Source organism: Pseudomonas graminis (assembly GCF_013201545.1).
Classification (GTDB): domain Bacteria; phylum Pseudomonadota; class Gammaproteobacteria; order Pseudomonadales; family Pseudomonadaceae; genus Aquipseudomonas.
In genome coordinates this window covers 5,261,596-5,283,061 of the sequence record NZ_CP053746.1, presented here as the reverse complement: position 1 = coordinate 5,283,061, position 21,466 = coordinate 5,261,596, and the positions used below count along the sequence as shown (strand labels likewise).

Below are 21,466 nucleotides of genomic sequence, written 5' to 3'. Positions count from 1 at the left end.
GGCGTCGCACGTGTAAGACGCCGTCGGGTGGCGACGACGTCTTTGAAAGGGGGTGCTGCTTGGGTGTCTCAAGCTTGCTGGCGCGCGTGAGTGGCTGATTCGCGAATCAGCGAATTTAGCGAATAGCAACGCCCAAGCTGGAATTGATGTGGAGCAGTTTGTAGTCCTTTCCGGTGTTGAGGTTTTTCACGTAATACCACTTCGCGCCGAACACGTTCTTGGCGACGGTGGACGACCAATAGTTGGCGTTGCCCATCGGCCAGCGGTTGCCGTAGGCGTTATAGATCTCGATCAGCTCATGGATACTCGGGATGCGCCCGCCGATGCGTTGGGCGGCGTTGGACATCTGGGTGTAGTTGCCGGAGCCCACGCCGTGGCATTCGATGACGCCGGTGACGGTTACGTCGTAACTCTGCTTTTCGCCCGCTGAATCGGTGACCGTGATGGTTGCCACGCCGTTGCCGCGCACCGACGTCCAGCCGGACGCTGCCACGACGGCCACCTTCGCATCGCTGGTCGAGTAGGTGTAAGGAGGGCGACCGCCGCTGGCGATGCGATGGACCGTGGTACCGCTCGGGAATGTCGGCAGCAAATCCGGATGAGCGGGCAGCAGGTAGATCTTACCGGCCAGAGTCACCGGAGACGTGTCAAACATAATGCCCTCGCGCACCGATAGCTGAAGCGGCACGGACTCCATGTCGACGCCATTGCGCGTCACGATATAGGTCAGCGTCGCGGTGCTGCCGATACTCATCTCGATCAGCATCTTGGGTACGCCGAAAACCAGTTCAGTCATACCACCGACATTCATCATCATGGTCTCGAACGTACGCGCGCCGACCCATCGCACTCGCACCATATCCCGAGGGTCCATCCCGCGATAACTGACACGCACGATCGCGTCCCAGCCGGTAATCAGTGAAGGACGCAGAATGCCGTCCGGGCCTACTGTGTCGACGGTTGGCGCAGGCAGTTCCAGCGCGGCGCTCATGATCTTCAGCGCCAGTTTCGCCGATTCCTGCACGATGCCGCTGGTACGCGTCACGGTGTAGACCACCTCGACATTTTGTCCGTCGTTTATCGTGACTACGCTGCCAGGGAACACCAGAGTCAACGCCTGACCGGCTTCGGCGGCGGAAATGAGCTTTTCCTGGCGATCGTTACCCTTCGGACCGTTCCACTGAGCGATGACCGTTTCGCCTTCGCGCAGATCAGCCGTGGCACCAATCACTAATGTGGCGCCATTCACCGCATCGGCCGGGTCCAGAATCTGACCCTCGGCTTCGCGGATCACCGGTGCCGGCAGAGGTTGGCGCATGCCCAGGTCAAGCTGGATCATTACCGGATCAGAGACCATCGACACGTTGCCCGCGCGGTCGGTCACGGTGTAGGTGACCGCAGAGGTCTGGCAGTCCGACAGTTCCATGAACGGACGCGTGAAGTCCACCATCACCCGGTTCAAGCCCATATCGTTGGCATCAACGACGGTCATCGGACCTTCCATCGAACCCCAGTAGGTGCGGATTTCGTCCCCTGCAGCCATGCCGCTGTAGCCCGCGATCTTGCCGGGAAGGATGTTGTTGAGGCCTTCCAGCTCGGCGGAGGTGAGGCCGTTCTGGATGACGTCGGGGAAGATGATGGGACCGAGTTGAGGGGCGCCTGGGGCGGTTCGGTCGATTTTGATTGGGGTTGTGCCGGATTGATCCAGTCGCATGTTCACCGGATTCATGATCTCGTAGGCAATGCGGTGACTGCCTTCAGTGAGATTCGACACAGGGATTTCAAGCGTGAGTTCAGCGCCAGGCGGTTCATTTTCCAATGCCTTAAGGGGCCCGGTGCGCTCACCGTCCCACAGCAACTGATAGGTGTAGCCTGGCCGGGCGCCATCCCAGACCTGAAGCTTTACTGGAACAGGGCTGTCCAGCTGATCAGTCAGTAACAGCCCGTCTGGGAGTGCGCCAGGGACGATCGGCAACATGAGGCTTGGTAGTATGTTAGTCGTGGTTGAGGCGGCCATTTTGATTCCTTTGATATGGCTAAGTAAGGAGTGCGGGCCGAGTCGGCCCGCGGTTGTTGGTTAAATTGTGCAGGTGATTTCAGCGGGATCGAGCATGTTCACGATCACACGTGTGATTTTGGAGTTGGCAGGACTTTGATTGCTGCCTTCACTCGGTTCCACTTTGAAGCTGGCTTCAGCAAAACCCGTGCAAATAGTTCGCACGTTGCGGTGCGGTACGGTGAACACATAGCCATCGATGACGTCGTCATCATCGATCTTGCGACTCTCAACATATCCTGCTGAGTCGATAAGATTGTTGGAATCGTCAAAGCCCTTAAATGTTAAGGTCACAATTTGATCACGTACGATGTTCAGATAGGGAGCAATAGTTACGTCAGCACCGTTTGGATTTTCATTGGGCCCAAGTACACCAGTTGAGGTTAGATTAAATGATGGGCCCTCAAGCCCAGCAGTGCCCCCGGGAAGTTCTTCCTTGGATCGGACCACTACAAGTTGCAGTGGGCTGTTGGCTATGTTCGGATTGCCCGGACGTGAAACTTTGAAACTGACAGGGATCTCTGCTCCTGTCCCCTGTGCTTTGATAATTTCATTCCCAATGGGGATGTTCAGGTCACGACTGGAGCTGACGTCGGTAGATTTAATCTGATACCACTGAGAAACGATTTGCTCACCCCAGCAAAGCTCAATGTCATCACCCGTTTGGAAGTCGTTGTTCCATTCGATAATCCCGCGAGCACTGAGCTCATAGTCTTCCTCGTCGATGAAGTTATCTTCATTGCTGGGGCCAGATATGCTCGTGCCTTGAACCACAATAGCAGTGAGCGGCTCAGTGACGGGACGTGTAAGAAATACGTTGATAGTACTGGTTAATGAGCTGCCGACAATCTGATCTGCTCGCCAGACTTCGTAGCGGATCTGGACGACCCCTTCCGGGAAAGTATTAATAGTTCCGTAAGGGACGCGAAGCGATAGAACGATAGCGTTCGACTCGTCACCAGGCGGAATCTCGATCGATGTCATACGGGTTTCACCCCAGTACAGACGAATACTGTCAAAAGCACTCGCTTCCGGGAAGTGAGGGATATCGACGCGCACCCCCGCTAGAGCTTCCGAGTAATCAATCAAGCTGCCCACAGTGCTATCGATTACAGGTGCAGGAAAGTCAGTGGGTGCGTCCCGAAGTTTCAATACAACGGTTGTAGGGTTAGAAAGCATCGACGGATTGCCCGCCCGATCAAATACCTGATATTTGACGATGTGAGGTTCTTCACCTACAGACTCCAGGAAGTCACGTGAGAATTCGAGTGTAACCTCATCGAGCCCTAAGTCACTTTCACTGACAACAACCTCTGGGCCGGCAATGTCCCCCCAATAAGTCTTGATCAAATCGTGTTTTGCCATCCCTGTATACCCTGCCACGTGAGCGGGAAGAACCTCGCCCAATGCCGCAAGTTCAGCGGAGGTTAATCCTCCATCAATCTCTGGAGGGAACTGCAACGATGCCAGTTCAGGTGCGCCGGGCGGAGTTTTGTCGATAACCAGCGGGAATGATGGTGATGTTTTGGACACCTGGTTTGCCGGGTTGGTAACCTCGTACGCTACGGTGTGCGCTCCTTCCCGTGAAAGCAACTGAGTTTCAATTTCCAGGGTCAGCGGTTCACCAGGAACAGCATCATCGCTGATTACTTTCAAAGAACCTGTGGTTTTAGTATCGAAAACCAGTTGATAGGTATACCCGGGACGTGCTCCATCCCAAACAGCAAGGTCCACAGTTATCGGTGCGGTCAACATGCTGATAGGTACGAGTCCAAAGTTGTCCGTGTCATGAAATGCTCCTTGGATATCAGGGGGGAGCAGGGAAGGGTCAAGTTCGGATACCCGGCTATTACGAATGATCGTAGGGGTAAGCATTGAATCTTTCATATTATTTTTCCTTGGTAGTGCATTTTATTGGGTTTGCTGTGTGGCGTTGGTGTTGGCTTTTGTCAGTCCACGTTAAAGACGTAATCGGCAAAATGGCTTGGTGTCAAGGACTTTTTTGGAGTGGAATCTATGTGAAAAAACTTGGGATTGATCTTGAGCCTCGGCATATTTTAGTGTTTGGCGGCTTTTTGGAGTTGTCAGTCAGAGACCACTTTAATTTCCGAAATTTCCTACGACGGAAATGTTGAGTTGATGATGAGTGTATGAGTGAAGATGTGGATGCTGCGCTATTCAATATGTGAGGAATAGCTATGCAGTTGTCTACAACAAAACTCCTTAACGCAGGCTTGGGTATATACGCATTGAGCTACGTCTACGCTTCAAGTACCTATGCTTCGATTAGCGAATCAAACACTTCTTTTGAAATGCCTGGTTTGGTTTACAAACATGGCTCTAGAGATGGTATGCATTTCCTAATGCAAGTTGTGACTGGTCAAGAAGTAACCATTGACGCGTCGGTTCTAGCGGATTCTTATGATCTTTATGACGGAGCCTTGTTGAATATGATCGACGGCGCTGTAGCTCAGGCAGTAGATTCCGACGATTCAAGGATCAATGCCCAAAGCAGTGTGATTACGGCGGGACTTTATCTCACTCATAGCGATGCGATGGTGGTTGACAGTAAAGTCGGGAATGAAGATGGTTTTGGGATTTCGATAGGTGCATCAGGTAATAGAATCGGATATGGGTCCAATGTAAGTTTGTTTTCAAGTTCAGTCGTAGGCCAACATTACGGAATTGGCTTGGGTTTATATGGCACATTGAAAGTCACCGATACAGAGGTTCGCGGTTCGTCTGACTCCAGCACAGGAATTCTCGCTGCAAACGGTAAGCTCGATATTCAGGATGGGAGTAAAATTTATGGCGCTAAAAATGGTATTGAAGTCATAGATGGCTACGACTTCGTACCACCGACTATGGAGGATAAGCGCACCATTATTCGGCTTAATAACTCCCTCGTTGAGGGGGGCAGCGGTGCCGCGATACTCGTACATCGACCAGACAAATATGCTACTGAGGCAGATATTATCATTGAGAATAATGCCCAGTTGCTTGCGGGCAATGGCCATCTTCTGGATATTCAAGACGGAAGCACGGTGAATCTCTTGGTCGATAATAGCGAGTTGGAAGGGGATCTCGTTGCCGACGAAACTAGTCGCTTCAAGGTGAACTTCCAAAATGGCGCTCAGTTGACGGGCAAGATGACCAACGTGGCGTCTCTCACATTGTCCTCTGCCGCACGCTGGCTGGCCTTGGGCGATAGCCAAATTGGGACGCTTGATCTTCAGGATGGCGTCGTCGCTTTTGCCGATGGAGGTGGTCAAACACTTTCCATCGGCACGCTGTCCGGCCGTGGGCTTTTTGACATGCGTATCAACCTCGACGACGGCACCGGTGATTTGCTCAGCGTGAATGGGGAAGCCTCGGGCAGGCATCAACTGCGTATTCAAAACACCGGCACCGAAGCCGTTCCCGCCGAGTTTGACCCCCTTCGGGTGGTTCACACCGAAGGCGGGGATGCGGAGTTCGGGCTGGTGGGTGGTCGGGCGGACCTTGGGGTGTATTCCTATGAGCTTGAGCGCCAGGGGACGGACTGGTTCATCGTCGGGTCCGGCAAGGAGATCAGCCCGTCCACGCAAAGTGCGCTGGCGTTGTTCAACACGGCACCGACGGTGTGGAACAGCGAGTTGACGACGTTGCGCAGTCGCATGGGGGAGGTGCGCGGCCAGGAGCAGGGCGGCGGCTGGATGCGCACGTACGGCAGTCGCTTCAATGCGGCGCTGGATTCCGGCGTTGATTACAGCCAGAAGCAACAGGGTCTGTCGTTCGGTGCGGATGCGCCCGTGCCAGTGGGCAACGGCCAGTTGTTGCTCGGATTGATGGGCGGTTACAGCAAGTCCGATCTGGACATCGGCCGAGGCGCTTCGGGTCAGGTCGACAGCTACTACGTCGGCGCGTATGGCACGTGGTTGTCGGAAGGCGGTTATTACCTGGACGGCGTGCTGAAACTCAACCAGTTCCATAACGAGTCCAAGGTGGCGATGAGTGATGGCACCAAGGCCAAGGGTGATTACAGCAGCAAGGCGTTGGGCGGGTCGCTGGAAGTCGGCAAGCACATAAAGCTGGGCGATGAGTATTTCGTCGAGCCGTTCGCGCAGGTGTCCAGCGTCTGGATCGATGGCAGCAGCTACACTCTGGACAACGGCATGCAGGCCAGGACCAACCAGACCCAGTCGGTGCTGGGCAAGGTCGGCAGCACCTTGGGACGCAGCTTCGCCCTGAAGGACGGCGGCGTGGTTAAGCCGTACGCACGGGTGGCGTTGGCCCACGAGTTCTCCCGCAGCAATGACGTCAGCGTGAACGGTCAGCGTTTTGACAACGACCTGTTCGGCTCCCGCGCGGAATTGGGCGCAGGTGTTTCGGTATCGCTGTCCGAGCGACTCCAGGTGCACGCTGATTTCGATTACATGAAGGGTGAGCATGTTGAGCAGCCTTGGGGTGCGAACGTAGGTGTGCGTCTGGCGTTCTGATTCGCATTAGTAGATTAGATGGCGGTTCCGAGGCCCCGGCTGCAGCAATGCAGTCGGGGCTTTTTTACGTGGGCTTACGGCTTCGGCTGCATCCGGCGCCGTCGCGGTGGTCGGCCAGGGGACGAGCCCTTGCCGCGCCGCTTCCTCAGCCGGGGCAGGTTGACGGTCAGGGTTTCCGAGATGCCGACGAGCTTGGCGCGCCGCACCACTTCGTAGCGCACCTCGACGCATCCGCTTTCGTAGTCCGCCAGTGTTTCATTGTTGAGGTACTGAACCAGGCGAGGGCCTTTGCGGCCTTCTACTTTGCCGATGGTGGTGTAGAAGGTGTTGTGGCCCCAGCGCAGCTTCAGGTGATCCCCGAACCACAGCTTCGGCGAGCGCGGGATATTGATGTAGATGCCCACGTGCAGTTGTGCGTCGGTGGGGCCTTCGGGGTCGGCACCGGTGATGAAAGGCGCTTCGAATACCGGCGCCGGAGGCGGGTGCTTCATCTCGTGATGCCAAGGAAATCCCGGGGCGTTCTGCAGTTGGCCGGCGTAGACCATGGCCTGTTCAGCCGCACTTTTGCCCACGGGCGGCACTGCCTGCAGTTCTTCGTAGAGCGGGATTGAACTCTTGTCAGGTGATTTGCGTTTGGTCCTGCGGGTGTTTTTGGAGTTTGGCACCGTTAACTTTTTATTGTTATCTGACTCGGTCGGTTGTGAGTGGGGGGATGGCTGGATATCCGTTTCATCTTCCATTGGAACTCCTTGATCAGATCGCTAGTGCGAGAATTACAGGATTGGGTGTTGTGCGCTTGCTTGTAGGACTGCGGCGCTGCACATGCCTATGATCGATTCGAAAAATAGGACTGTCAAACAAGCGAAGTGCATGGGATTGCATGGCTTCTTCGAAAAAAATTCGCGGTTGAATATATCTTTGATGTGTGAATCGGGCCTTTTTTACGGCGTTTGCGAGCGATTTTAATAATTATGTATCGCGCGTAGTCTATAAAATTTTTATAGTCCATCAGACGCTTCCTACGGTGATGTAGGTTCTTTGGAATCGAGATGCCAAAAAATAATTTAAATTATTTTCTACTGGCTCATTTATTGACAGAACCTCCACGCATAAGCGTGGAGGGGGTTACTTTTGGTATTCAGTTGAATAGCGGGAAAGCTGGTTACAATTTAAGTGAAACCATGGCCGGCAGGCTGGTGATGGACACATTGCCCGCCCGGTCGGTGACGACGTACTCGATGGACACGGTTTCGGCTGCATGGGCTTGCAGGTGTTCACGGCTGAACGGGATTTCGATGGGTCGGAGGGTGAGCTCATCCGCCTGGACCTGATGGGCCGGGCCTGCGACGCCGTTGAGTAATGTCTGGATGATATCGCCCGGTTCCATGCCGGAGTAGCCAGGGAGCAGGCCGACGAGTTGATCGCCGAAGGTGGCGGTGGGGAAGATGAGGGGAGCGAGGAGGGTAGCGCCGGGTTTGGTGCGGTCGACGTGAATCAACGCAGGTTTGGAATCCGCGATGTTTCCGCCAGGGTAAGTAATGTATCGGTAGGCAATTTCGTACATGCCATCACCGACAAATTCGTTCTTTGGAATGTGAGCAGTCACCTTGGCGCTAGTTTCCGGATCAGGTATCGGAAAGCGTTGGCTGGGGCCAACTTCTCTATTGTTAAGCAACAGCTGGTACGAGTCGCCGGTTTTCACGAAGTCCGGCACGTCAAAAGTGATCATTAGATCATTTTCGAGTTCGCTGGTAGGTACTAAGCCGTCCTGCTCAGCTGTGGGGACGGACGGGGAGCCAAGGGCTTCAGTTTTCATAAGTTTCTCCATCAAGCACACCCCTCCACGTCCATCCGCAGAAAGAGCGCGCATTTAAATTAATTATCCAGATCAACAAATACTCCACCCATGGTGGTAATTATTTATCGTCTTTCAATAATCAACTAATAGAGTTTTACAAATTCTGTCAACAGCCTAACCCCCGCTCCAAACCAAAAACCGCTCTCTCAAACGATTTTCAGAAATGTCCTACTTAATCCCCCATACAAACAAAAAGGCCCCGGCAGACGATCTGTCGGGGCCTTCGCTTAACCCATCAATCACTCAGCGGTTAAAGCGCTCTACCAAGGAGTATTGCGTGTTGGCTGTCTGGGTGAGTTCCGCACTGAGCGTGGCAGAGCGACGGGCTTCGTCGGAGGTCTGGTCGGCCAGGTGCGCGATGGTGCTGATGTTGCGGCTGACCTCTTCTGCCACCGAGCTTTGCTCTTCGGTGGCGGCAGCGATCTGCGTGGTCATGTCGGTGATGTTGGCCACTGCGTCGCTGATGCCTACCAACGCCCTGTCGGCTTCCATGACCTGCTCGACGCCTTCTTCGGCCTGGCGCCGGCCTGTGTTCATGGTCTGAACCGCGTTGGTGGCCGTCTGTTGCAGCTTGGCAATGAGGGCGTGGATCTGGCCGGTCGACTCGGTGGTGCGTTGCGCCAGTTGGCGGACTTCATCGGCGACGACAGCAAAGCCGCGACCCATTTCGCCCGCGCGGGCGGCTTCGATGGCGGCGTTGAGGGCCAACAGGTTGGTCTGGTCGGCGATGCCTTTGATGACGTCGACAACGCCACCGATTTCGTCGCTGTCTTTCGCCAGCTGGGTCACGGTCAGGCCGGTTTCGCCCACCGAAGCCGAAAGACGCTGGATGGCCTCGCGGGTGTCGCTGGCGATCTCGCGGCCGCGACGGGTCAGTTCGTTGGCCTGCTGCGTGGCATCAGCGGTGCGCTGCACGTGATTGGCCACTTCCTGGGTGGTCGCGGCCATCTGGTTGACGGCGGTGGCGACCTGTTCGGTTTCGACGCGCTGACGTTCCAGACCGGTAGAGCTGGCCTGCGCCAGGCTGTCGGACTGCCGCGCCTGAGCGTTGAGGTGTTCGGCAGTGTCCTGCAGGCGGGTCAGGCAGGTCTTGAGACGGGCTTCCTGGCTGAGAATCGACATTTCCAGTCGTGCCTGTGCGCCGCGACTGTCGGTGTACATCTGTGCGATCAACGGGTCGGACGTGGTTTGCTCGGCCAGACGCAGCAGACGCTTGAGGCCGCGTTGTTGCCAGCTCAATCCCAGCAGGCCCAGCGGCACCGACAGGGCAGCCGCCAGCGCGAAGCCCCAGGGGGAGTTCAACCAGACGCCAATCAGAAAGCTCAGCTGGCTGACCAGGATGAACGGCAGCCAGTCCTGCAGCATCGGCAGCCATTTGTCGCGGCTTGGCACTGCGCTTTTGCCACTGTTCAGGCGTTTGTACAGCGCTTCGGCGCGGGACACCTGTTCCGCGGTCGGCTTGATGCGCACGGACTCGAACCCGACGACTTGCTTGTTCTCGAAGACCGGCGTGACGTAGGCGTTGACCCAGTAGTGGTCGCCGTTCTTGCAGCGGTTCTTGACGATCCCCATCCACGGCAAGCCCTGCTTGAGGGTGGCCCACATGTGTTCGAAGACCGCCGACGGCACGTCCGGATGGCGCACGGTGTTGTGGGGCGATTTGATCAGCTCATCCTTGGAAAAACCGCTGATTTCAATGAAGGCGTCGTTGCAATAGGTAATGACGCCGCGCGCATCGGTGGTGGAGATCAACCGTTGCTGCGCCGGGAAGGTCCGTTCGCGTTGAGTGATGGGCTGGTTATTTCGCATGAGCTATTCGATCCAGGAAGGCTGTCATCGGTTATCGGCTCGATGCGACAAAAATTAAGTTTTTGTGAACTGCTTCATATCCTCAATATCGTGAAGACCCTTACCGGTCGAACATCGGATAGGTAAACAGGCTGAAATGCAGCAGGTTCAGACCGAAGTGGGTGAGCACGGCAGCGGGCAGCCCGCCCAGTCGATAAGCCACTCCGTAACCTGTGCCTGCGATGCCCGCCAGAAGCGCCCATTCCCAGCCCGCGCCGATGTGCGCGAGGCCGAACAGTGCCGATGCCATTCCGATTGCCAGAGCGTCGTGGCAGGGTAAGTGCTGCAGCCATCTCTTCAGGCTCCCTTGCAGATAACCCCGAAAAAGCAATTCCTCAGTCAGCGCGACCAGCAAGAGGTTGTTCAGCGCCCAAATGCCCGTTTGCTCCGGCCACTTGGGCGACCAGCCGACGAGGCCCAGCACCATCGCTGTTGATAAACACGCTGCGGCGGAGACAGGCAAGGCGATGCTGGTCACGGCCAGCCAGCGTCGTGGGCTCAACGCGATAAACACCCACGGGCAGGCGATGGCGATCCAGAAGCCGATGAGGGGCTCGTCGAGATTCAGGTACATCGAATACGGCGCGGCCTCGGGGCTGAGGCGAACACCGGCAATCGCCCTGGCGCTGAGGAAGCCGGGCAGCCAGTGACTGGCCAGCCCCGCCGCAATGGCGATGAACAAGGCATGACCGAACAGGCGGACGGCGCGGTGCTGGAAATGGCTGACGCAGATGCCGGCCATGATCAGCAGTCCGAAGGTGATGACCACGGGAAGGCTGAGCTGGCCGTAGAGCAGCGCCAGGCTGTAGCCGAGAGAGAGCAGGAAGAGGGAAGTCCAGCGTTGCGCCGACATGAAGTCGTCCTTGGGCGTCGGAATAGGCTGGCGATTTTAACGTTGATTAAACACGGGTGTATGTCGGATCAACGGGGGGTTGGTCCGATTATTTCGGGGATGCAGGGCGGGGGTTGTGTAGGGCGTTTCTGATAACGAGGGATTTGGGTTAGACGCTGGCAATTTGCGGTGAGTCAGACGACGCTTTCCCGGCTAAAGCCGGTCCCACTAAAAGCTCGCGGTGTGTCAGTGGGCCCGGCCGCTCGCCTGGTTAAAGCCAGTCCTATTGCAAGAACGACTGCCAGTAGGACCGGCTTCAGCCGGGAAGTGGCCGGTTTGACCACCATTAATATTGCGTTGTGGCATCTGACGTCTTCCCGGCTAAAGCCAGTCCCACTGACAGCGAGACCGGCTTCAGCCGGGAAGGGGCCGGTTTGAGCATCATTAATATTGCGTTGTGGCATCTGACGCTTTCCCGGCTAAAGCCAGTCCCACTGACAGCGAGACCGGCTTCAGCCGGGATGAGGCTCAGGAAGCAATCAGCTGCCGCAGCACGTAATGCAGGATCCCGCCCGCCTTGAAGTATTCCACTTCATTCAGGGTATCGATCCGGCACAGCACGTCGATGTTTTCCTGCTGCCCGTCCTCCCGGGTGATCTGCACCGCCAGGCTCATGCCCGGTTGCAGCGTCGCGCCGGTAAGTCCGGTAATGTTCAGCACTTCCTTGCCGGTCAGGCCGAGGGTTTTACGGCTTTCGCCCGCCCTGAACTGCAGCGGCAGGACGCCCATGCCGACCAGGTTGGAACGGTGAATGCGCTCGAAACTCTCGGCGATCACCGCTTTGACCCCCAGCAGATTCGTCCCCTTCGCCGCCCAGTCGCGACTGGAACCCGTGCCATATTCCTGACCGGCAATGACCACCAGCGGCGTGCCTTCGTCCTGGTAACGCATCGCCGCATCATAGATCGGCAGCTTCTCGTCGGTGGGCACGTGCAGCGTGTAGCCGCCTTCTTCGCCGCCGAGCATTTCGTTGCGGATGCGGATGTTGGCGAAGGTGCCGCGCATCATCACTTCATGGTTGCCGCGCCGCGAGCCGTACGAGTTGAAGTCCTTGTACTCCACGCCCTTGCTGCGCAGATAACGACCGGCCGGGCTGTCGAGTTTGATGTTGCCGGCGGGGGAGATGTGGTCAGTGGTCACCGAGTCGCCCAGCACCGCCAGCACGCGAGCCTGCTGCACGTCAGCGATGATCGGCAATGGCCCGGCCACGTCCTCGAAGAACGGCGGGTGCTGGATGTACGTCGAGTCCGGCTGCCAGACGTAAGTCGCCGCCTCGGGCACCTCAATGGCTTGCCACTGCGCGTCGCCGGCGAAAACCTCGGCGTATTCCTTGTGAAACATGCCTGTGCTGACGTTCATGACCGCGTCAGCGATTTCCTGCTGGGTCGGCCAGATGTCACGCAGGTACACCGGCTGCCCATCGCTGCCTTCGCCCAGAGGCTCGCTGCTCAGGTCGGTGCGCACGGTGCCGGCCAACGCGTAAGCGACCACCAGCGGCGGTGAGGCCAGCCAGTTGGTTTTCACCAGCGGGTGCACGCGGCCCTCGAAATTGCGGTTGCCCGACAGCACCGACGCGACAGTCAGGTCCGACTGCTGAATGGCTTTCTCGATTGGATCAGGCAACGGCCCCGAGTTGCCAATACAAGTGGTGCAGCCGTACCCCACCAGGTCGAAGCCCAACTTATCGAGATACTCCGTGAGACCGGCGGCGTTGTAGTAATCGGTCACGACCTTTGAGCCCGGCGCCAGCGAGCTCTTCACCCACGGTTTGCGCTGCAGGCCCTTCTCCACGGCCTTTTTCGCCAGCAGGCCGGCCGCCATCATCACGCTGGGGTTTGAGGTGTTGGTGCAGGACGTGATGGCCGCAATGACCACCGCGCCGTTTTTCAAGCGGTAAGTCTGGCCGTTGTATTCATACTCAGCCTCGCCCACTTGCGCGGCGTTGCCCACTGCAACACCGCCGCCGCCTTCGCTTTCCAGTCGGCCTTCTTCCTGCTTGCTCGGGCTGACCGCCAACCCCAGGAAGTCGCTGAAAGCCTGGGACACATCGGGGAGGGCAACGCGGTCTTGCGGACGTTTTGGCCCTGCGAGGCTGGCCACGACGGAACCCATGTCCAGCTCCAGCGCATCGGTAAACGCCGGTTCCTGACCGGGCAAGCGCCACAGGCCCTGGGCCTTGCAATAGGCTTCGACCAGTTGCACGGTTTCGTCCGGACGCCCCGACAGACGCAGGTAATCCAGCGTGACATCGTCGACCGGGAAGAAGCCGCAGGTCGCGCCGTATTCCGGGGCCATGTTGGCAATGGTGGCCCGGTCCGCCAGCGGCAAGTCCGCCAGGCCATCGCCATAAAACTCGACGAACTTACCGACCACGCCTTTCTTGCGCAGCATTTGCGTCACGGTCAGCACCAGGTCGGTGGCGGTGATGCCTTCGCGCAGTTTCCCGGTGAGCTTGAAGCCGATGACTTCCGGAATCAGCATCGACACCGGTTGGCCGAGCATGGCCGCTTCCGCTTCGATGCCGCCGACGCCCCAGCCCAGTACGCCGAGGCCGTTGATCATGGTGGTGTGGGAGTCGGTGCCGACCAGCGTATCCGGGAAGGCGTAGGTGCGGCCGTCTTCTTCCTTGGTCCACACAGTGCGGCCGAGGTATTCCAGGTTGACCTGGTGGCAGATCCCGGTGCCCGGCGGCACCACGCTGAAGTTATCGAACGCATTCTGGCCCCAGCGCAGAAACGCGTAACGCTCGCCGTTGCGCTGCATCTCGATGTCGACGTTCTCGCCGAAGGCCTTGTCGTCGCCGAAGCGGTCGACCATGACCGAGTGATCGATGACCAGATCCACCGGCGACAGCGGGTTGATGCGCTGGGGATCGCCACCGGCCTTGGCCACAGCGGCGCGCATGGCGGCCAGGTCAACCACCGCCGGCACGCCGGTGAAATCCTGCATCAGCACGCGGGCGGGGCGGTACTGGATTTCGCGGTGGGATTTGCGCTCGATCAGCCAGTCGGCGAGGGCCTTGAGGTCGTCGCCGGTCACCGTGTGGTTGTCTTCCCAGCGCAGCAGGTTTTCCAGCAGCACCTTGAGCGACATCGGCAGTTTGTCGAGATCGCCCAGCGTGCGCGCGGCATCCGGGAGGCTGAAGTAGTGGTAGGTCTTGTTGCTGACTTCGAGGGTTTTGAGGCTTTTCAGGCTATCGAGGGAGGGCATGACTGACTCCTTGACGGTCCGTGCAGTACGCGCGGACGGGCGATCGACGGTAAGACGGGTATTGCTTCGGCGCTCTGGGCGGCGCCTTTGAATGTTCATTGAGTAGTACTGGACCCACCGGCTGAGCCAGTGGTTCCTGATTCGGCTATCATGCGCCGCTTTCGAGTCATTGAGGTTAGTCCTCATGTACAGCTTGCGCCGCGACCCGATTCGTGGCGCGCGAGGAGACCGTCCCGTGAACACCCTTTTCATGCATTGCCGCCCCGGTTTCGAAAGCGAGGTCTGCTCGGAGCTCAGCGAGCACGCCGCCCGCCTCGAGGTGTCCGGCTACGCCAAGGCGAAGACTGACGCCGCCTTTGCCGAATTCATCTGCACCGAGGCCGATGGCGCCGAGCGGCTGATGAACAGTCTGAAGTTCCACGAACTGATTTTCCCCCGGCAGTGGGCCCGTGGCGTGTTTGTCCAACTGCCGGAAACCGACCGCATCAGCGTGATCCTCGAGCACATGGCCGGGTTTGCCCCGTGTGGCAGCCTCTGGCTGGAAGTGGTCGACACCAACGACGGCAAGGAGCTCTCGACCTTCTGCCGCAAGTTCGAAGCGCCGTTGCGCAAGGCGCTGGAGAAGGCCGGCAAACTGATCGACAACCCGAGCCTGCCGCGTTTGTTGCTGACGTTCAAAAGCGGGCGCGAAGTGTTCCTCGGGCTGGCCGACGCGGACAACTCGGCGATGTGGCCCATGGGCATTCCGCGCCTGAAATTCCCCCGGGAAGCGCCGAGCCGCTCGACCCTCAAGCTCGAAGAGGCCTGGCACCATTTCATCCCCCGGGATCAGTGGGACGAGCGCCTGTCGGGCGACATGACCGGCGTCGACCTCGGTGCAGCACCCGGTGGCTGGACCTATCAGTTGGTGCGGCGCGGCATGCTGGTCACCGCCATCGATAACGGGCCGATGGCCGAAAGCCTGATGGACACCGGACTGGTGCAGCACTTGATGGCGGACGGCTTTACCTTCAAGCCGCGTCAGCCGGTGGACTGGATGGTTTGCGACATCGTCGAGAAGCCCGCGCGCAACGCCGCGCTGCTGGAAACCTGGCTGGGCGAGGGCTTGTGCCGCGAGGCCGTGGTCAATCTCAAGTTGCCGATGAAGCAGCGTTACGCCGAAGTGCGGCGTTTGCTGGAGCGTATCGAAGACGGCTTCAAGGCGCGCGGCGTCAAGGTGGCTATCGGTTGCAAGCAGCTGTACCACGACCGCGAAGAAGTGACCTGCCATCTAAGGCGGCTGGACATGAAACGCAAGGGCTGACGTCGGGTTGAATCCGGCGCCACGCTGTCCATAATCAGCCGTGCGCGCCTGCGGGGCGAAGAGAAGGGGAGATGCAATGAGCGCTGAACACAAGGGACCTGACGCCGACATCCTCATCGTCGGCGGTGGCCTCAGCGGCACGATGCTGGCGGTGCAACTGCTGCGCCTGCCGGGTCAGCGGCGCATCGTCATCGTCGAGTCACGCAGCGAGTTGGGCCGGGGCGAGGCCTACAGCGCCACCGAGCTGGGCCATACGCTGAACGGCAACGCCGCGCGGATGAGCGTCGACCCGGACGACGTCGACGATCTCACCCGCTGGCTGACCGACTACATCGCCGCCGGTGGCTGGCCGGAGTCTGATCAACAGCAAGTGCCCGTGGCCGAGCTGTTTCCGCCCCGAGGGATTTTCGGTCTGTACGTCCAGCAGCGCCTGGCCGAGGCCCGGCTGATCGGCGAGCGGTGCGGTTCGACCGTCGAGCACGTGCGCGGCGAAGTCACCGACCTGCAGACTAACGCGGCTGGCCTGCGCCTGACCCTCGCGAGCGGTGAGCATTTGACCGGCCGCTTCGGTGTGTTGGCAACGGGCATGTTCGCCGCCGCGCGCACGCCTCAGCGCGATTCAAACGCCCTCAACGCCGCCGCCGTCGATCCGTGGGACGTAAACGCCATGGGCCAACTCGACCCCCAGGGCCGCGTGCTGATCATCGGCTCGGGCCTGACCATGGTCGACGCCGTGGTGTCTCTGGAGCAAGCAGGCCATCGCGGGCCCATCGACGTGTTTTCCCGCCACGGTCTGCTGCCCCACGTGCGCCGTCAGCCGCCGACATGGCCGGATTTTCTCGCCGCCGACCTGAACATACGCAGCACCCGGCAACTGGTCAGGGCCTTGCGCGAGCAGTGCGCCCGAGCGGCGGAGCAGGGCATCGACTGGCAGGCGCCGCTCGACACGGTGCGCGTGCATATTCCACGGCTGTGGAGTCAGGCGTCTGACCTGCAGCGGCGCCAATTCGTACGCCATGTCCGGCCGTGGTGGGAAAGCCATCACCACCGCTCGCCGCCGCCCAGCGCGCACTTGCTGGATAGGCTGATCGACGAAGGGCGCTTGAACATCCACGCCGCTTCATTGCTCAGCGTGGGAAGCGCCGAGGCTGGTCAGATTTCCATCAGCGTTCGCTATCGCGGCCAGGACAAGGCCACCACAGAGAGCGGCGCAGCGCTGATCAACTCGACCGGCATTCAATACGACTGGCGCCGGGTTGATCGTGCCTTGCCGCGCAATCTGTTGGCGCGTGGCCTGATTCAGCCGGGGCCGCTGGCGCTGGGGATCGCCGCCGATGCGGGTGGCGCGGTGATGGACGCTGAAGGGCGGGTCTCGACGCGGCTCTATGCCATGGGCCCGCCCTTGCGCGGCCTGTGGTGGGAAAGCACCGCCGTGACCGACGTGGCGTTGCAGGCCAAAGCGCTGGCGGCGCGACTGGCGGCGGTGAGCAACGTGCCAAGCTGAATGAGCAGGGAATTGTGTCGACCGCGACACACTTTCCGCAGCCCCTCCTAAAGCACCCTCCGAACGAGCCGAAAGCCCATTATCGACCCGGTAAGACCGCCCGCTTTTCATCGCGAGGCGGCAGGGACGTCAGCGATCGGACAAGGCTATGGAGGCCAGTCGTCATGTTGAGCTTGAGTTTCAGAAACCCTGCAGAAGCGGCATTACTGCTGCCGCAAACCGTTGCGCCGACCCCCCTCGGCACTGACGACCCGCAACAGAGCCTCAGCGCCGCCGATCAGGTGCGTCAGGGCATCGAAGTACTGCTTTCACCGGACGCGCAGAAAGCGGCGAAGAAGGGTGACAAGAACGCCGACATCGACGCCACGCACCTGCCTGACCGGATCAAGGAGCAGCTCAAGCTGATCCGCTCGATTCAGGAGCGCATTGCCAAACGCATGCAGGACATGCAGGCATTCATGAGCGACCGGTCGCTCTCGCCCCGCGCCCGGGAGGGCAAGATGCGTCAGTTGCAGATGGAAATCATGGCGATGACCAACTCGCTCATTCAGGCCACTAATCAGCTCAATCAAGCGATGCAGCAGATGCATCTGTCAGTGGCGGACCAGACCCTCGCTGGCACCCTGGTCAGTCCGCAAAACCTTCAATCCTGATCCAGCAGGCGCGGCCCGGCGCCTTGCTCGCTCAGGCTGTCGCCGAAGTTACGCAGCGGGCAGGCCTCCATCGACAGGCAGCCGCAACCGATGCAGCCATTGAGTTGGTCGCGCAGGGCGGTGAGGCGGTTGATGCGTTCATCCAAATCGGCTTTCCAGCGCTCGGATAACCGGGTCCAGTCTGCAACGCTGGGCGCGCGGTCCTGAGGCAGGGTCTGCAGCGCGGTCTGGATGGTCGCCAGCGGAATGCCCAGGCGCTGCGCGGTTTTGATCAACGCCACGCGGCGCAGCACATCTCTGGGATAGCGACGCTGATTGCCGGCGTTGCGCTGGCTGCTGATCAAACCTTTGGCCTCGTAAAAGCGCAGCGCGGTAATAGCCACGCCGCTGCGGGCGGACAGTTGGCCGACGGTGAGTTCGCGGGCGATGGGCGGGATGTCCTGGGCGAGCATGCAATCTCCCTGTCTGCGGAACGACGCTTGACCTACAGTTAACTGGAGGTTTTATCCTGCGCAGCATCGCTTGGCCGGACCGGCTTGGCAAGTGGGGGCACCGGCGCAAGAAACGTATGGGGCCATACCGGTTTGCGCAGCATCCTGTTCAGCAACAACCGTCATCTGTGGAGAACGTTTATGACACCAGCAGCCGCTACTCTTCCGTTCAGTCAGTTCGTTGAGTTCGCCGTCGACCCGCAGCATCAGGCCGGGCTGGTCGGTGCGCTCAACGAGCGTTTCGAGCAGTTTACGCGCACCTACCCAGGCTTTGTCCGCGCCAGCGTGCAGGTCAGTGAAGACCGTCAGCGGGTGTTGAGCCATGTGCAATGGCTGTCGAAGACCGACTGCGAGCGTGCGTTCGAAAACGCCGAGCAGGGCGAAGGGGACATGTGGGAGTTGATTCGTCGACACCGGGCCACGTCGATGATCTTCAACGCGTACGAAGTGGCGGGGGAAATCGTAGGACCGCGTCAGGGGTGAGCGCAGTCCTACAGGTTGCATCGCTGTGGGATCACACCGACAAATGCAGCATCTGTTCACCCTGGGTCTGTTCACCGGGACGGCGCTTGTTGACGGCCAGTTCGCCGATCTTGATCAGCCGCGCGCGCACGACGTTGCGACTCAACCCCAGCAATTGCGCGGTGTGCACCTGGTTGCAGTGGCTGAAGCGATAGGCCGCGCGCAACAGGGCGTCTTCGACCTTCTCGTGCAGCGCGCCGGCCTGCTCCTCGAACAGACGCTGGAACGCCCGGGCCAGCAGCGCGTCGGTCGAGTCGTCGACGGCGGGGGCTGAATCCTCCTGGCGCTCAAGGCGCAGGTTCGACAGGCGCAGGTCGCTGGACTGAATCACGCCGTTGCGGCAGATGAGCAAGGTGTGGTGAATCACGTTCTCCAGCTCGCGAATATTCCCCGGCCAGCCGTAGGTCCGCAGCTTGTGCTCGGCATCGGCGCTGATCTGGATCGGTCCGCAGCCCAGACGCTGGCTGTAGACGTCGATGAAGTGGCGGCTCAGCGGCATGATGTCGCCCGGCCGGTCGCGCAGGGTGCTCAGCTCCAGATTGACGACGTTGAGGCGATAGAACAGGTCTTCGCGAAAGTGCCCGGCGTTGATGGCGCGTTCCAGTTGAACGTTGGTCGCCGCCAGCACCCGCACGTTGATCGGCGTGCTTTTGCGCGAGCCCAGTCGCACCACTTCGCGCTCCTGCAGGACGCGCAGCAGCTTGACCTGAATCGCCAGGGGCAGGTCGCCGATCTCGTCGAGAAACAAGGTCCCGCCGTTGGCTTCCTCAAACCAGCCGGCCTTGGCGGTGAGGGCGCCGGTGAACGCGCCTTTTTCCTGACCGAACAGCTCGGCTTCCACCAGTGATTCCGAAAACGCGCCGCAGTTGACCGCCACGAAGGGCTGGTGACGACGGCTGCTCAGGTTGTGAATGTGACGGGCCACCAACTCTTTGCCGGTGCCGGTTTCGCCGATGATCAGCACGCTGGCATCGCTGGGTGCAACTTGCTCGATGTGGGCCAGCAGCGCCTGGGACCTCGGGTCTTCGAACACCTGCGCGGTGGCGCGTATCGAAGTCGCCAGGGCTGGCGAGGGCGGTAGGGTCAATAGCTGCATAGGGGTCACTTGTGGTTGGAACGGGAGGCTGGCTGTCATGAAGGACTCCTTGTCGCGGTCGCCGTTGTCGCGCTGGCAGATCAACCGCTTCCCACGTGCTGCGCGGGCGCGCAGCAAGCGGTTGTTTCCAGGGGGGCGGTGAAACTTACTTCTGCGGCGGCAGATCGTTGGCAATCATTTCGCCGAACGGGCCGGTGAGGTTGGTGATGCCGCGGCCTGCCAGGCTGCGATACGGCTCAGGCAACAGCGGAAACACCAGCTCGGCGAAGCGGTAGGCTTCTTCCAGGTGCGGGTAGCCGGAGAAAATGAAACTTTCGATGCCCAGGTCCGCGTATTCCTTGATGCGTGCGGCGACTTCCTGGGGATTGCCCACCAGCGCCGTGCCTGCGCCGCCCCGTACCAGGCCGACGCCGGCCCACAGGTTGGGGGCGATTTCCAGGTTGTCGCGGCGGCCGTCGTGCAGCGCGGCCATGCGGCGCTGGCCTTCGGAGTCGAAACGCGAAAAGGATTTCTGCGCAGCGGCGATGGTGTCGTCGCTGATGTGCTCGATCAGGGTGTCCGCAGCTTTCCAGGCCTCTTCGCTGGTTTCGCGGACGATGACGTGCAGACGGATGCCGAACTTGACGGTGCGGCCGTTGCGCGCGGCGCGCTCGCGCACGTCCGCCAGTTTCTCGGCCACGGCGGCAGGGGGCTCGCCCCAGGTGAGATACACGTCGACCTGCTCGGCGGCCAGTTCGTGGGCTGCCTCGGAGGAGCCACCGAAATACAGCGGCGGGTAGGGCTTCTGAATCGGCGGATACAGTGCTTTGGCGTTCTGCACCCTCAGGTGCTTGCCTTCAAAGTCCACGGCTTCGCCCTGCAGCACGCGGCGCCAGATCTTCAGGAATTCGTCGGTGACTTCGTAGCGTTCGCTGTGATCGAGGAAACTGCCATCGCCGCGGTTTTCATCAGGGTCACCACCGGTCACGACGTTGATCAGCAGGCGTCCGCCCGACAAACGATCCAGGGTCGCGGCCATGCGCGCTGAAACGGTGGGAGAAATAATCCCCGGCCGAATCGCCACCAGGTAACGCAGGCGTTCGGTCAAAGGCACGAGGGCCGACGCGATCACCCAGGAGTCTTCGCAGGAACGGCCGGTCGGAATCAATACGCCGTGGTAACCCAGATCATCCGCGGCCTGGGCGACCTGCTTCAGGTAATTGAGCGTGACCGGGCGCGCGCCCTTGGTCGTGCCCAGGTAATGGCCGTCGCCGTGTGTCGGTAGAAACCAGAAAACATCCATGAGAAATCCTTCAAGCGGAATCGGTGGGCTTGTAACAAGTGCACTCGTTATAAAGGCTCCGATTTATTCCGTAAAAGAACTGAATCCCATATTTTTATAATATTTAGAGATATGCCCTGTTTGTTTGGATCTGAGAGGGCTTCGGCCAGTCCTGGCGTGGCGAAGAACCCGAGGAGCGCGCTTTGTGGGACTGGCTTTAGCCGGGAAGGCGTCGGGCGTCACGCCGCAAGGTTGATGGTGTTCACACTGGCCTCTTCTGGGCTGAAGCCGGTC

Annotated in this window: 16 protein-coding genes; 5 read left to right on the top strand and 11 right to left on the bottom strand. The window is 59.5% G+C overall.

Features of this window, described 5'->3' with window-relative positions:
* Positions 1-115 precede the first annotated feature (115 nt).
* The 3 genes from FX982_RS23435 to FX982_RS24610 form a co-directional block, all read right to left on the bottom strand.
* Complete coding sequence (locus tag FX982_RS23435) at positions 116-2,017, bottom strand: hypothetical protein (protein WP_254074860.1); 1,902 nt, start codon at positions 2,015-2,017, stop codon at positions 116-118.
* 60 nt (positions 2,018-2,077) lie between these two features.
* Complete coding sequence (locus tag FX982_RS23430; protein WP_216843203.1) at positions 2,078-3,943, bottom strand: hypothetical protein; 1,866 nt, start codon at positions 3,941-3,943, stop codon at positions 2,078-2,080.
* A gap of 809 nt (positions 3,944-4,752) precedes the next feature.
* Entirely contained in the window at positions 4,753-5,328 is a 576-nt protein-coding gene (locus FX982_RS24610) for a hypothetical protein (RefSeq protein WP_254074959.1), read from the bottom strand.
* Here FX982_RS24610 and FX982_RS23425 point away from each other — a divergent pair.
* Positions 5,215-6,534: an autotransporter outer membrane beta-barrel domain-containing protein gene (locus tag FX982_RS23425; RefSeq protein ID WP_254074950.1), complete on the top strand. Its 1,320-nt coding sequence runs from the start codon at positions 5,215-5,217 to the stop codon at positions 6,532-6,534. The genes FX982_RS24610 and FX982_RS23425 overlap by 114 nt on opposite strands.
* A gap of 74 nt (positions 6,535-6,608) precedes the next feature.
* Here the strand turns inward: FX982_RS23425 and FX982_RS23420 are convergent, their stop codons facing one another.
* The 5 genes from FX982_RS23420 to acnA form a co-directional block, all read right to left on the bottom strand.
* Complete coding sequence (locus FX982_RS23420; RefSeq protein WP_172612795.1) at positions 6,609-7,274, bottom strand: hypothetical protein; 666 nt, start codon at positions 7,272-7,274, stop codon at positions 6,609-6,611.
* A gap of 422 nt (positions 7,275-7,696) precedes the next feature.
* Complete coding sequence (locus FX982_RS23415; protein WP_172612794.1) at positions 7,697-8,350, bottom strand: hypothetical protein; 654 nt, start codon at positions 8,348-8,350, stop codon at positions 7,697-7,699.
* A 285-nt stretch (positions 8,351-8,635) separates the two neighbouring features.
* Positions 8,636-10,201: a methyl-accepting chemotaxis protein gene (locus FX982_RS23410; protein WP_172612793.1), complete on the bottom strand. Its 1,566-nt coding sequence runs from the start codon at positions 10,199-10,201 to the stop codon at positions 8,636-8,638.
* Positions 10,202-10,301: 100 nt separating this feature from the next.
* The gene (locus FX982_RS23405; RefSeq protein ID WP_172612792.1) at positions 10,302-11,093 is read right to left on the bottom strand and encodes a CPBP family intramembrane glutamic endopeptidase; all 792 of its coding nucleotides are present in this window, start codon (positions 11,091-11,093) and stop codon (positions 10,302-10,304) included.
* Between the two features lie 507 nt (positions 11,094-11,600).
* Positions 11,601-14,342 carry an aconitate hydratase AcnA gene (gene acnA, locus FX982_RS23400; RefSeq protein ID WP_172612791.1) on the bottom strand — a complete coding sequence of 914 codons (2,742 nt, stop codon included), beginning with the start codon at positions 14,340-14,342 and terminating at the stop codon, positions 11,601-11,603.
* A 235-nt stretch (positions 14,343-14,577) separates the two neighbouring features.
* Here acnA and rlmM point away from each other — a divergent pair, with 235 nt between their 5' ends.
* The 3 genes from rlmM to FX982_RS23385 all read left to right on the top strand — a co-directional run bounded on the left by rlmM (position 14,578) and on the right by FX982_RS23385 (position 17,802).
* Positions 14,578-15,645 (top strand): 23S rRNA (cytidine(2498)-2'-O)-methyltransferase RlmM, encoded by a 1,068-nt coding sequence (rlmM, locus tag FX982_RS23395; RefSeq protein ID WP_172612790.1) that lies wholly within the window; start codon positions 14,578-14,580, stop codon positions 15,643-15,645.
* Between the two features lie 76 nt (positions 15,646-15,721).
* Positions 15,722-17,149, top strand: coding sequence for an FAD/NAD(P)-binding protein (locus tag FX982_RS23390; RefSeq protein WP_172612789.1), 1,428 nt, complete (start codon positions 15,722-15,724; stop codon positions 17,147-17,149).
* Positions 17,150-17,313: 164 nt separating this feature from the next.
* Entirely contained in the window at positions 17,314-17,802 is a 489-nt protein-coding gene (locus tag FX982_RS23385) for a hypothetical protein (RefSeq protein WP_172612788.1), read from the top strand.
* Here the strand turns inward: FX982_RS23385 and soxR are convergent.
* A complete protein-coding gene (gene soxR, locus FX982_RS23380; RefSeq protein ID WP_172612787.1) occupies positions 17,793-18,254 on the bottom strand; it encodes a redox-sensitive transcriptional activator SoxR in 462 nt (153 codons plus the stop codon). The two genes, FX982_RS23385 and soxR, sit on opposite strands and share 10 nt — an antisense overlap.
* Before the next feature lie 180 nt (positions 18,255-18,434).
* Here soxR and FX982_RS23375 point away from each other — a divergent pair, with 180 nt between their 5' ends.
* On the top strand, positions 18,435-18,776 hold the full coding sequence (locus FX982_RS23375) for an antibiotic biosynthesis monooxygenase (RefSeq protein WP_172612786.1): 342 nt from the start codon (positions 18,435-18,437) through the stop codon (positions 18,774-18,776).
* 31 nt (positions 18,777-18,807) lie between these two features.
* Here FX982_RS23375 and FX982_RS23370 read toward each other — a convergent pair whose 3' ends face one another.
* Positions 18,808-19,911: a sigma-54 interaction domain-containing protein gene (locus tag FX982_RS23370; RefSeq protein ID WP_172613161.1), complete on the bottom strand. Its 1,104-nt coding sequence runs from the start codon at positions 19,909-19,911 to the stop codon at positions 18,808-18,810.
* A gap of 145 nt (positions 19,912-20,056) precedes the next feature.
* Positions 20,057-21,193, bottom strand: a complete 1,137-nt coding sequence (gene ssuD / locus FX982_RS23365; protein ID WP_172612785.1) for an FMNH2-dependent alkanesulfonate monooxygenase — start codon at positions 21,191-21,193, stop codon at positions 20,057-20,059.
* Between the last annotated feature and the right edge of the window lie 273 nt (positions 21,194-21,466).